Annotated in this window: 10 protein-coding genes; 9 read left to right on the forward strand and 1 reads right to left on the reverse strand. The window is 34.9% G+C overall.

Annotated elements, in window-relative coordinates; translation table 11 throughout:
- Positions 1-400: 400 nt before the first annotated feature.
- Complete coding sequence (gene lipB / locus ACQ5J2_RS06975; RefSeq protein WP_432673005.1) at positions 401-1,123, forward strand: lipoyl(octanoyl) transferase LipB; 723 nt, start codon at positions 401-403, stop codon at positions 1,121-1,123.
- Here the strand turns inward: lipB and ACQ5J2_RS06980 are convergent.
- Positions 1,118-1,777: a ribonuclease HII gene (locus tag ACQ5J2_RS06980; protein ID WP_432673006.1), complete on the reverse strand. Its 660-nt coding sequence runs from the start codon at positions 1,775-1,777 to the stop codon at positions 1,118-1,120. The genes lipB and ACQ5J2_RS06980 overlap by 6 nt on opposite strands.
- 250 nt (positions 1,778-2,027) lie before the next feature.
- Here ACQ5J2_RS06980 and ACQ5J2_RS06985 point away from each other — a divergent pair, with 250 nt between their 5' ends.
- From ACQ5J2_RS06985 to ACQ5J2_RS07020, 8 genes are all read left to right on the forward strand, one after another.
- Positions 2,028-5,258, forward strand: coding sequence for a SusC/RagA family TonB-linked outer membrane protein (locus ACQ5J2_RS06985; protein ID WP_432673007.1), 3,231 nt, complete (start codon positions 2,028-2,030; stop codon positions 5,256-5,258).
- A gap of 62 nt (positions 5,259-5,320) precedes the next feature.
- Complete coding sequence (locus tag ACQ5J2_RS06990; RefSeq protein WP_432673008.1) at positions 5,321-6,766, forward strand: RagB/SusD family nutrient uptake outer membrane protein; 1,446 nt, start codon at positions 5,321-5,323, stop codon at positions 6,764-6,766.
- A 78-nt stretch (positions 6,767-6,844) separates the two neighbouring features.
- On the forward strand, positions 6,845-7,657 hold the full coding sequence (locus tag ACQ5J2_RS06995) for a hypothetical protein (protein ID WP_432673009.1): 813 nt from the start codon (positions 6,845-6,847) through the stop codon (positions 7,655-7,657).
- A gap of 112 nt (positions 7,658-7,769) precedes the next feature.
- Positions 7,770-9,692: a S8 family serine peptidase gene (locus tag ACQ5J2_RS07000; RefSeq protein ID WP_432673010.1), complete on the forward strand. Its 1,923-nt coding sequence runs from the start codon at positions 7,770-7,772 to the stop codon at positions 9,690-9,692.
- A gap of 614 nt (positions 9,693-10,306) precedes the next feature.
- A complete protein-coding gene (radC, locus tag ACQ5J2_RS07005; RefSeq protein WP_432673011.1) occupies positions 10,307-10,999 on the forward strand; it encodes a RadC family protein in 693 nt (230 codons plus the stop codon).
- An 82-nt stretch (positions 11,000-11,081) separates the two neighbouring features.
- Entirely contained in the window at positions 11,082-11,708 is a 627-nt protein-coding gene (locus ACQ5J2_RS07010) for an ABC transporter ATP-binding protein (protein ID WP_432673012.1), read from the forward strand.
- Positions 11,705-12,949 carry an ABC transporter permease gene (locus tag ACQ5J2_RS07015; protein ID WP_432673013.1) on the forward strand — a complete coding sequence of 415 codons (1,245 nt, stop codon included), beginning with the start codon at positions 11,705-11,707 and terminating at the stop codon, positions 12,947-12,949. Before ACQ5J2_RS07010 ends, ACQ5J2_RS07015 begins: the two co-directional genes overlap by 4 nt.
- Positions 12,942-13,439 carry a hypothetical protein gene (locus ACQ5J2_RS07020; RefSeq protein ID WP_432673014.1) on the forward strand — a complete coding sequence of 166 codons (498 nt, stop codon included), beginning with the start codon at positions 12,942-12,944 and terminating at the stop codon, positions 13,437-13,439. Before ACQ5J2_RS07015 ends, ACQ5J2_RS07020 begins: the two co-directional genes overlap by 8 nt.

Consider the following 13,439-nt stretch of genomic DNA (forward strand, 5'->3'; position numbering starts at 1 on the left):
GACAATATCAATAGTAAGGACAATATCAATGATAATTTTACTGACATCATTAAGTATAAATTACTATTTATTTCGTCGTGAGCTGAGAACTGATGACTTTTTAAGAAGCGAATCGTTAGTGTTTTTTAGTAGTCCATTTTCCAGCTATTCATTTTATCTTTTTTCTTGCTTTTTCAGCAAGAAAAAAGGATGCCATTTCTATCTGGGCTAAATGAGTATCTATTTGTATATTTGCAATGGCTTAGGTTTTTGAAAAAAGCAAGAGGTGCATTCTTGAAAATCCCGCGTTAGGGATGGAAGTGGAGCTCTCCCGATTTTTCATCGGGAAGCGGGAACGTACAGCCCGACCCGAAATTTTTACGTAGGGGAACGCCCAAATAATTAATTTTACGCATCTATTTTGAAACAAAATAAAAAAATTCAGTTTGCTGATTTAGGAATTCAAGACTACAAGACAACTTGGGAATACCAGGAAGAAATTTTTAAGGGAATTGTAGACTTGAAAATAAAGAATAGGCGAGAGGAGACGGAGCTTGAAACGCCCAATTATTTTCTTTACGTGACGCATCCGCATGTGTATACATTAGGAAAAAGTGGTGCGTTTGAAAATTTGTTACTGTCCGAAAAACAATTGGAAGCAAAAGGGGCAACTTTTTACAAAACAAATCGTGGTGGTGATATTACGTATCACGGTCCTGGACAAATTGTGGGTTATCCAATTTTAGATTTAGAAAACTTTTTTACCGACATTCACAAGTATCTTCGGTTTTTAGAAGAAGCCATAATTCTTACCTTAAATGAATACGGAATAATTGGAACTCGAAGCGAAGGAGAAACAGGCGTTTGGCTTGATGTGGGAACGCCGTTTGCTAGAAAAATTTGCGCTATGGGTGTTCGTGCTTCACGTTGGGTTACGATGCATGGATTTGCTTTGAATGCTAATGTTGATTTGGGTTATTTTGACAATATTATTCCCTGTGGTATTCGTGGAAAAGCGGTTGCTTCGATGCATGCGGAATTAGGTAATGCTGTGGATGAAGATGAGGTTAAACATAAAATCTTAAGCCATTTTGCAGTATTGTTTGAAGCAGAATTGATTTTGACAGAAACTTTAAAATTATAAATCCAATTCTAATTGGTCCGGAAGTAACTTAAACGACATTCGGTGGTATTTTGTGGGGCCATATTTTCTGATGGCTTCGCGGTGTTCTTTGGTTGGGTATCCTTTATTCTTTTTCCAATTGTATATTGGGAATTCTTCGTGTATTTTATTCATATATGCATCGCGGTATGTTTTTGCTAAAACGGACGCTGCGGCAATACTCATGTATTTAGAGTCGCCTTTGATGATGCTTTGGTTTGGGATCGACTTTAAAAAGGTGATTTCTTTTTCGGTGAATATTTTTCCTACTAGAGATTTTAGACCCAGTTTTGCATTTAGTAATCGATTTCCGTCTACTATTATAAAGTCTGGAGTTTTGCTCAACTTTAAAACGCATTCTTGCATCGCTTTCATAGAGGCATTTAAAATATTGATTTCGTCAATTTCTTGAGAATGTAGGTGGGCGACAGCAAATGCCAAGGCTTTTTCTTCTATTATAGGTTTGAGGATTTCACGTGATTTTTCAGATAGTTTTTTACTGTCGTTCAGAATTGCGTTTTCAAAAGAATCTTCAAAAAGCACCACTGCAGCGGTAACGGGACCTGCTAGACATCCTCTTCCGGCTTCATCTGCACCTGCTTCACTTTGATGATAGGAATATTTTTTCAAGAGCATCTGCTAGATTGTTTGTATGTTTTTGAAAAAAAAATATTTTTGCAAAATTAATAAAATCAACAAGAGGAGAAAAGCGCAATACATTTAATTTTTTTTAATTAATTAAAAACCAAATTTAATTTTATAACGTATATAATTGAAGAGTAGAGAAGTTGACAAAAGTTAATTTTCGAAATAATAGCTTCAAATGTTTGTTTTATTAAGGAATTATTAAGAAGTTTGCGGAATAACTAACTCAAATTAAATTTTTATGAGATCGAAATTCAAATGGATTTTTACGCTTTTATTAGCGTTTTCTATGCAGTTTTCGTTTGCACAGGAAAAAACAGTAACAGGTGTTGTTACTGAAAACGGAATGCCTATACCAGGTGTTACAGTGGCGATAAAAGGCACTACGGTAGGTACACAAACTGATTTTGATGGAAAATATTCTATCAAAGCGAAATCAGGTCAGGTTCTTGAATTCTCTTATATTGGACTCAAGACACAATCAGTAACAGTAGGTTCTTCAAATGCTGTTAGTGTTAAAATGTCAACAGATGACGCTGTTAATCTAGGTGAAGTGGTGGTAGTTGGTTACGGAAAAACAACTAAAGAAGCTTTTACAGGTACGGCTGCAAAAATTGATGTTGAAAACATACAAGCTAAAGCTGTTTCTAATGTCTCTCAAGCCTTAAAAGGTGAAGTTGCGGGTGTTAGTGTAATTTCTACAAGTGGTGCTCCAGGTATGGATGCTTCTATTCGGATTCGTGGAATTGGTTCTGTAAATGGTAATCAATCACCTTTGTATGTTGTTGATGGCGCTCCTTTTAGTAGTGATGTGTCTGCTATCAATCCAGCTGATATCGAAAGCATGATTGTTTTGAAAGATGCTGCTGCAACTTCAATATATGGTTCTCGAGGTGCTAATGGTGTAATCTTAATTACAACTAAGCAAGGAAAGGCTGGTAAATCTGTAGTTTCTGTTGATTTTAGAACTAGTGTTAACTCTTTGTTGTTGCCACAGTATGATTATATTAAATCTGCTGAAGAATACATGGAAGTGTCATGGAGTTCATTACGTACTAAAGGTAGGTTGTTAGGTCAGGCAAATCCTGAATCTTATGCAAGCGCAAATCTTTATGGTACTGCAGAAGGTATAGATCCATTGTATAATATTTGGAATGCAACTGGTGATCAGCTTATTGACCCTGCTACTGGTAAGTTTAATCCTGGTGTGGAAAGAAGATATACTCCAACAAAGTGGTCTGATGCCGCTTTTGGGACAGGTATCCGAAGTGAGGCTAATATACAATTTAGTGGTGGAACTGAAAAAACAAAGTACGCCTTGTCATTGGGTTATCTAGATGATAAAGGTTACTCTGTGAACTCTGGTTTTAAAAGATATACGACTAGAATTAATTTAGAGCATAAACCTAAAGATTGGTTAACGTTGTCTGGTAATATTGCTTATACAGGTGCTAGATATACTAGATCAGGTGGTGATGAAAATGAGGCTAATTCTTCAGGGAATGTTTTTAATTTAATAAGTAAAACACCTGCTATTTATGATGTTTACCTAAGAGATTCGAATGGTGATTTAGTTGCGGATCCAATTTTTGGAGGTAATCAGTTTGATTATGGAAGTGCAACTGGTAGAAGAGCATGGACAGCAACAAATGCTATTGCTGATGCTAAATATAACTTATCAAGAACTGATGGTTCAACCTTATTGGGTAACTTCAATATGGCGGCAGATATTGTTAAAAATTTAACTTTCGAAACGCGTTACAGTGGGCAACTTCAGCTAGATGAAGACGTTAATATGTCAAATCAATTTTATGGAGATCAGGTTGCTGCAGGAGGACGATTAGATTTATCAACTGATAAGACAACTAACCAGAACTTTCTGCAATTATTGAGGTTCAATAAATCTTTTGGTAAACATGGTGTGGAGGCATTTGTGGCTCATGAGTCTACAGATTTCAGATATAAGACTTTATCTTCTTTTGCTACAAAAGCAATTGTGCCTAATGCTATAGATTTTGATTTATACACAACAGCAGGTCCAAAAGCTAGGTCTTATAGATTGGGTAGCACGTTAGAGAGTTATTTTGGTCAAGTAAATTACAATTACGATCAGAAATATTATGTAACTGCTTCTGCAAGACGTGATGGAAGTTCTCGTTTTATTGAGAACAAATGGGGAACTTTTGGATCTGTAGGTTTAGGATGGATTATTTCTAGAGAAGACTTCTTATCAAGTTCAAACAAAATAAATTATTTAAAATTAAAAGGTAGTTATGGTTTAATTGGGGATCAAGGAAATTCATATACATACGGTTTTCAAGTTTATAATATTCAGCCGGGTGAGAGTTTTTCTTTTTCTGCGAGTCCAACAAAAGCAAACCCAGATTTAACATGGGAGACTTCGAAAATTGCTCAAATTGGTTTTGAGAGTACTTTTTTCAACAATCGATTGGATATTGATGTAGATTATTACATTAAGAATACTGAGAATCTGTTTTTTGACCAAGCTTTACCGCCTTTCTCTGGGTATACTGTAACGCAGATTAATGATGGTCAATTGCGGAATAGTGGTTTAGAATTTGATATTTCTTATCAAGTTTTTAAACCAGCAAGTGCAGGTGATTTTGGTATGTCTATTGGAATTAATGGAGAAGTGATGAGAAATGAGATTACTGAAATGCCAACTGACAAGTTTACTGGAAAGAAAAAAGCAATAGATGGAAGTTATTCAGAAGGACATTCTGTATATGATTACTATATGCGTGAGTGGGCTGGAGTTGATCCTGCTACAGGTGTAGGTTTGTGGAACTTGTCTTATGATGACGTTAATAATGATGGTATTTTTAATGGTGGAGATGCACCTATTGCTAACATGGTCTTATTTTTAAGTACTAATCCGGATGCGAATGTTAAAAAGACTGTTACTTCTAACTATTCGCAAGCTACTTTGAATTACAGCGGTAAGTCTGCACTTCCTAAAATGAGAGGAGCGTTTCGTTTAAATGCTGAATATAAGAATTTTGATATTAATGCTCAGTTTAGTTATAGTATTGGAGGATATATTTATGACTCAGGATATGCAGAATTAATGGGTACGGGAAAACAAATTGGTGGTGATAACTTCCATACAGATATTCATAATGCTTGGCAGGAACCTGGTGACATCACGAATGTTCCAAGAGCCTCTGCAAATTTCGGTACAGATAGTAGTTTTGGTTCACAGTCTACACGTTGGTTAACAAAAGCTGATTATTTGTCATTGAATAACGTTAAACTTGGTTACACAGTACCTGAGCGTTTTACTAATAGTATGGCTATTTCTAAGCTAAATGTTTATGTTTCCGGTGATAATTTGTTAATGTTAAGTGCTAGAGATGGTCTTAATCCTACAACAGTATTACAGCAATCAACAAATTCAGGTATATATATGCCAATGACTACGTTTAGTTTCGGTGCAAAAATTGAATTTTAAAAAAAAATATAGATATGAAAAAAAGATTAATTTACACAGTATTTGCCGTCTCACTACTTAGTGTGAGTTGCGGTGATGATTTTTTAGAACCAGTAAGAAATACAAGTATTCTTACTAGTGTTGATATTGCTGGTGCAGCGGACTTAAATCCCGATATTGTTTCTGGTAGTTTAGATGGTATCGGTGGTTACATGATTGATCCAGCAGGAGTTACTGGTACTAGTCATAATGACTTAGGTCAAAAAGGTGTTGATATTTGGTTGGATATGTTGAGTGGCGATATGGCTTTATCAGCAAATTCTTATGGATGGTATCAAGATGTTGCAAACTTAGTTTCGACTGTTGATTTCACACGTAGAGACAACCGTATTATTTGGACGTATTATTATAAAATCGTTACTTCTAGTAACGAGGTAATTGGTACACTAGGAGGTAATGAAGCTAATCCACAAGCTGCTGAAACGAAAGCTATTTTGGCTCAGGCAAAGGCTTATCGTGCTTATGCTTACTTGTACTTAGCGCAAATTTTCCAAAGAGGTTACGACCCAGCACAACCTATTTTGCCTTATTCAGATGGAGATGAGTTTATTGCTGAAAAAGTACCTGCTTCTAAAGTTTATGACCTTGTTATTAGTGATTTGAAGTCATCAATTATTTTACTTGAAGGATACAATCGATCATTTAAGCATCAGATTGATAAATCTGTTGCGCAAGGGTTATTGGCTTATGCTTATGGTGCTATTGGAGATTATCCAAATGCAAAGATTATTGCAGATCAAATTGTTGATTCTGGTGCATATCCATTAACAACGACAGGTCAGCTTGCGTTTCCTGGAAGTGGTTCAGGTTTTAACGACGTTAATACAGCATCTTGGATGTGGGGTTACGATTTAACTGCTGACTTGAATCATCAGTTAATTGACTGGTGGGGACAAATGGATTATTTTACATATAGTTATGCTTTTGCTGGTGATAGAAAATCTATTGACACTGGATTGTATGCTCAAATTCCTTCAAACGATGCAAGAAAGGCTCAGTTTGGTACGTCTGGAGTTACTGCACTTATGCCAATCAATAAGTTTTTTGATCCTGCTAGAGTTGGTGGTGGTCAACAAATTATTACTACAGATTTGATTTTTATGCGTGTTGAAGAATTCTATTTATTAAGTGCTGAGGCAGCTGCTAAATCAGGAAATGAAGCTGCGGCTAAAACTAGATTGAAAGCACTTTTAAGTAGTCGTCTAGGTGGTGCTGCTAATGCTGCTGCATACGTTGATCCTCTTTCTGGTCCTAGTTTAATTAATGCTATTTATTTACAAACTCGTATTGAAATGTGGGGTGAAGGTAAAAGTTACTTAGCGATGAAACGTAATCAAGCGACTATTACTAGAGGAACTAACCATGTTTTCAAAGCAGGTGAATCGTTTATTTACAATTCAGATGAGATGTCATTTCAAATACCTCAATCTGAAATGAACAATAATCCTAGTATTACAGAGCAAAATTAATATTAACCTAATTTTACATTAAAGATGAAATACATTAAATTAATAAAATATTTATCACTCTCATTAGTTCTTTCTTTTTTGATTGTTGGCTGTGAAGAAGATGGTTTATCTACCGATAGCCAGTTATCAGGTGATTATATAGGTTTGACACAAATTTCAAAAACAGTCAATCTTATTCATGGTGAAACTGGAATGGTTGAAGGAAAAGTTGTTGCGGCCAAATCGTTTAATTACGATAGAACATTGGAATTAGCGATAATTTATGAATCAGTTAACAATACTGTTGCAGCGCCTCTTACTGTGCCTGTAACGACTGCTAATCCTGATTTTTTCACAGTACCAACGTCTGTAACTATTCTTGCTGGTGAAACTGTTGCTACTTTTCAAGTTTCTATTACTGCGATGGATTTAGATGTTCAGAAACAGATTGTAATTGCTATTGTGCCACAAGAAGGTATTGATATTGCAACTACTTATTTGGGACAAATTGGTACTGAGTCATTTGAAACTTTAGGAGCTCGTTTAATTATCAAAGCTAAAGAAGTTTGTGGTTTAAACCCATTGAGAGTTGCAATCATTACAGATCCTTATGGTACTGAAACTACATGGGAATTGTATGATGGTGATTTACTTTTAATTGCTTCAGGTGGTCCCTATGTTGATCAGACTGCGGTAGGTGCTTACCCTCAAGCCCCAGTTGATATATGTTTGCCTAATGGAAATTACACTTTCGTTGCGTATGATTCTTATGGAGATGGTATGGATGTTGGTGATGGTGAAGGTTTCTACCGTTTAACTAAAATGAGTCCTGACTTTTCTGAGGTAGTTTTTGAAATTGCTAAAAATGGTACTTTCGGAGCGACAGATGTAGTAGAGTTCAGCTTGCCATAATTCACTTAGGTGTTACAATTTTAAAACCGGTAGATAAACTCTATCGGTTTTTTTTTATTTATTAATCTTAGAGTTTTGATTATTATTCACTAAATTTGAAAAAAAAACATTTATGAATTTTAAATTATCTTTTGTGGTTGTACTCATTTGTGGAGTAGCCACAGCACAAAATAAGCTTGAGGAGCGAAAAATAATAGCTACGTACGACGGTGTACAATCAGAAAAATTAATTAAAAACTTGATTGAGGATGAACTATCCTGTCAGGCGAGGGTAGAGGAATATTTAAATCGCGTTCCAAATTCTGTGCAACAATTTAAAAAAGAAGGTGTTGTTTACCGTATGACGGATGTTTTGAATGGTAAGCCGTTTTATATTGCAACTGATAATTCAGCAGCTGCAAGATCAATAAGAGTTAATAATTTATATCCCGGAGGCGCTTTAGGTCTTTCACTTGAAGGAGAGGGATTGTTCGTTGGTGTATGGGACGGAGGTAGTGTTTTGAAAACTCATAATGAATTTATGTCAAATGGAGTTAGCAAAGTCACTACTCCCGATGCAGGAGCTAATCCCGAAACGGAACTTCATGCTACTCACGTAGCTGGTACAGTTGGAGCAAAAGGTTTTGTGAATTCTGCAAAAGGTATGGCTCCTAAAGTTGATATTAAGTCATATACTTGGACTTCAGATGCGGTGGAGGTTGTGAACGAAGTTACAAATAACGCAATGCTGATTTCAAATCATTCTTATGGTGTTCCTATTTATAATTCCGAAGGTAGTTTAAATGTGCCGGGAACTTGGTTCATGGGATGTTATAGTGATAGTTCTCGAAATTGGGATGTTATAGCATATAATTATCCTTACTATCTTCCTGTTATGTCTGCCGGAAATGAAGGAACAACAAGTTATGCGGATGCCTTATTAGCCGGTTATGATAAATTAACAGGTAATAAAACTTCGAAAAATTTATTAATTATTGCCAATGCAAATCCAAACGTACATCCAATAACGGGGGTAATGACATCTTTGGCTATAAATTTTTCTAGCAGTCAAGGACCTACAGATGACGGTAGAATTAAGCCAGATATTGCTGCGGATGGCACTCAGTTGTATTCTAGTTCAAATGCAAGCATTAGTTCTTACGATACGCTTTCTGGAACATCGATGGCATCTCCAAGTGTTTCTGGTGCCCTAACGTTATTACAGGAGCACTATAATAACTTGTATCCTGACGAATTTATGAAAGCGGCGACAGCTAAAGGATTGGTATGTCACACTGCATTCGATGACTCTGAGTCAGTTGGACCTGATCCAAAATTTGGTTGGGGACTGTTAGATGCTAGAGAAGCAGCGACTGTTCTGACAAACTCTGTTGCATCTACGCCGACTGCCGTAGTTAGTGAGCTTAATTTGAGCAATGGTGGAACTTATACTGTACAAGTTACAATTAATGCTATTAAGAAATTAAAAGCAACTTTATGTTGGACTGATCCTGCTGGAACTGTAAAAAATAATCAACTAAATTCTCCAGATCCTGTTTTAGTAAATGATTTAGACATTAGAATAATTAAGGGCGAGGAAATTAATTTTCCGTGGAAGTTAGATTTATCAAACATAAGTGGTCCCGCAATTAAAGGTGATAATCTTGTTGATAATGTGGAAAAGGTAGAAGTTGATAATGCTATCGGCACCTACACTATTCAAGTTTCTCACAAAGGGACTTTGGTGGGTGGTGCACAGAATTACAGTTTGGTAATTTCAGGTTTTGACCAAGCCAATCTTTCTAGCGATACATTTAACAAGGAAAAAATTTCTGTTTATCCTAATCCATTATCGGATGTATTGAATGTAGCCAGTAGTAGTGATTTTTTTACGGGTTATCAACTATATGATATTCAAGGTAGACTTATTAAGAAAGAACTCTTGTCTGATTTGAGTAGTTTTCAAATTAATACATCATCTTTATCGAAAGGCTTGTACATTTTAAACTTAGTTTCACCTAATGGAAATTTTGCCCGAAAAATAATAAAAGAATAGATTATTAATATTTAATTTAGTTTTTTTAATCCCCAACTGATATTTGCCAAACTTTGGTAAATATCAGTTGGGGATTTTTTTACCCTTTCGGTTTTAGAAATTATGGTTATTTTATATAGTTAGAATTGATTTGAAGATTTTAAAATTAGTGATTTTGAATGCCATAAGTATTGTGAGCACGATGCATTCTTTCAATTATAGTTGATTTAATCCTTATAGACAGCAATTAATTACTAGTTGTTTTCGTACAATTGATTTAATGACTCTAATTAAAATTCCTTCTGTTTTATTAATTTTATCCAATTCAAACTATTCTTTAAATTAGTTTATGGTCACCTTGATGTTTCACATTTGGTAATATTGTAAAGTTGTGCTCGACCAAAAGTTGACTCATAATTTTTATATTTAAAAATAAAAGAAATTTCTGGGCTATATATGGTTCAATTGTAAGCTTCTATTTTAGTGAAATTGTTTTCTATCAAAAGACATTTGCATTTAGAATGAATATTTTTTTTAATTTTTAAATTATTTGTTTTTAAAGTGAAGTAATTTTGTTATTTTAGGACTTGATATTCAGAGTGTAGAAGATTGGATAACACAATAAATTATATGCCATGGAACAAAATCCCTCATTTCCAATAAAGCAATGGGCTGAAGACGACAAACCTCGTGAAAAATTGATGCTTAAGGGAAAGCAAGTTCTTAGTGATGCAGAGCTTTTAGCCATATTAATTGGCTCAGGAAGTAGAAATGAAAGTGCTGTAGATTTAAGTAAAAGAATTATTGCAAGTGTTTCTAACCTCAAAGCTTTAGGAAGGCTTTCCCTAAAACAACTCATGGAATTTAAAGGTATTGGCGAAGCGAAAGCAGTTACAATTCTTGCCGCAATGGAACTCGGACGTCGACGTGGTTCAGAAGAAGAAGTGGAGTTGAAAAAAATTACGTCGAGCAAGTCAGTTTTCGATATTATACATCCCATTATTGGTGATTTGATGCATGAAGAATTTTGGGTGCTTTATCTCAATAATTCGAATAAAGTAATTTATAAATCGCAGTTGAGTAAAGGCGGAATTACAGGAACAGTTGTAGATATTAGAATCGTTTTTAAAACTGCTTTTGAGCAAAATGCCGTCAATATTATTTTGTGTCACAATCACCCGTCTGGAATTTTGCAAGCGAGCGATGCTGACAAGCAAATCACCAAAAAACTTAAAGAAGCAGGAAGGATACTTGATATAAATATTTTAGACCACTTAATAATTACTGAAAGTGGCTATTTAAGTTTCGCTGATGAGGGAATTTTATAAGTATGAAACTTACGTTAAATAGATACTAAAATTTTTGAAGTTTGGCTATCTTGCCAATTCATAAAATTAAGTTATTTCTCAGATGATTCGTACGCAAGAAGTAGTATTTCAATATAATTCCGAAACGCAATTTCAATTTCCCAATTTGCAATGCAATGCCGGTAAAGCACTCTTAATAACAGGAGCTTCAGGTAAGGGGAAAACTACATTATTACATTTATTGGGCGGACTTTTAAAACCTACTTCAGGTTCTATTCTTATAAATACAACTAATATTTGTCAACTTTCTTCTAAAAGATTAGACTATTTTCGAGGTCAAAACATAGGATTGATATTACAAAAAGCACACTTTATTGCTTCGTTGAATGTTTTGGAAAATATCGAATTGGCATCTTGGCTAACAGATAAAACTAAGAAACATGAAAAAGCAAAGGAACTTTTGTCGCTTTTAGGATTAGAGCACTACGCTTCTAAATTAACGAGTCAGTTAAGTGTTGGACAGCAACAAAGGGTTTCTATTGCAAGAGCTTTAATAAACGAACCCCAACTTCTTTTAGCCGACGAACCTACTTCAAGTTTAGACGATGAAAATGAGCAAATAGTAGCAAATTTATTAGCTGATTTATCTCAGAAATACAATGCAGCTTTAATTATCGTGACGCACGATCAACGATTAAAAGAACGTTTTAAAACCTCCATTGAATTATGATTGCTAAGATTGCATGGAAAAACGCTTGGTTCAAACCGCTCAATACGGTATTGAGTATTATCTTATTGACGGCGAGTGTTGCAATTATTTCGTTATTGATTTTATTGCAAAAACAATTTGAAAAACAATTTTCTAGTAATATTGACGGTGTTGATTTAGTTATTGGTGCTAAAGGGAGTCCTATGCAACTGATTCTTTCATCTGTGTATCAAATGGACGCTCCAACTGGCAATATTAATTATGCCGATGCAAAAGTTTGGATGAAACATCCGTTTGTAAAAACGGCAATTCCATTGGCTTTTGGGGATAATTATCGTGGTTTTAAAATTGTAGGAACTACAGAAGATTATTTAAAAAAATATGAAGCCGTAATTACTTCAGGAACTATTTTTAATCAAAATTTTGAAGTAATTTTAGGAAGTGAAGTTGCTCAAAAAATGAATTTGAAAGTCGGAGATACTTTTTTTGGTTCGCATGGAGATGCAGCTGAAGGCGAAGTTCACGAACAGTATCCTAACGTTGTCAAAGGAATTGCTTCGTCAACAGGAAAAGTTATCGACAACCTCATTTTATCAAACATTGAAAGTGTTTGGGCAATGCACAATCACGAAGAAGAAACTGACGCTACTGCAATCCATCAACATGAAGAAGGTGATGACCATCAACATGAGGAAATTCACTCTGATGATGAAACTCACGAAATTACTGCTGTATTGATTAAGTTGAAAAACAAAATGGGATTTGTACTTTGGCCAAGATTAATTGCGCAAAATACGGATATGCAAGCTGCTTCTCCTGCAATAGAAATCAATCGGTTATTCTCACTTTTCGGAATTGGCTTGGAAGCTTTGCAGTATTTGGCTTATGGAATCATGTTGATTTCTGGGATTAGTATTTTCATCGCTTTGTACAATACGTTGAAAGAACGAAAATATGAATTTGCGTTAATGCGGGTTTCTGGTGCTAGCCGGTCTCAATTATTGATTCTAGTTTTGTTCGAAAGCATCTTACTTTGCTTCATCGGTTTTATATTTGGAACAATTGTTGGACGATTAGGTTTGTATTTCATTTCAACATCCACCGAAGAGAATTATAAAATGGCTTTCAATCCGTTTGAATTAGCCCTAAAAGAAGAAGGAATTTTATTTTTAACCACTATTTTTGTCGGTGTTATTGCAGCTTTAATTCCCGCCGTAAAAGCATACCGACTCAATATTTCAAAAACTTTAGCCAATGCGTAAATCATTTTTAATAACCGCTCTACTACTTTGTTCGTTGTTTGCTTCCGCCAAAGACATTTCGATTGTCAAAAAAGCGAATACAAATTGGACGAAAACGACGTTTGTAGCCACCCCAATAGATTCTTTAAATTGGAAACTTTTAGGAATGATTAAATTTATAAAAAAACCGGACAAAGAATATGGCGAAGTGATGTATCCTCAGGTAAGTGCTTTACTTAAACAAAAAAACGGAAAGAAAATTGCCATGAGTGGTTTCATTATTCCTATTGATAATACGACGTATGCATTGAGTAAAAATGTATTTGCATCTTGTTTTTTCTGTGGTCAAGCCGGTCCGGAAACCATTATGGGAATCAAGTTCAAAGGTGATACTCCTAAATTAAAAACAGATCAATATGTTACTTTAGTCGGTACGTTCAGAATCAATGAAAATGATGTTGAAGATTGGATTTATCACATTGAAGAGGCCACAATTGTAAAAGGAAAATAA

The sequence above is a fragment of the Flavobacterium sp. SM2513 genome (assembly GCF_050908145.1).
Lineage (GTDB): Bacteria > Bacteroidota > Bacteroidia > Flavobacteriales > Flavobacteriaceae > Flavobacterium.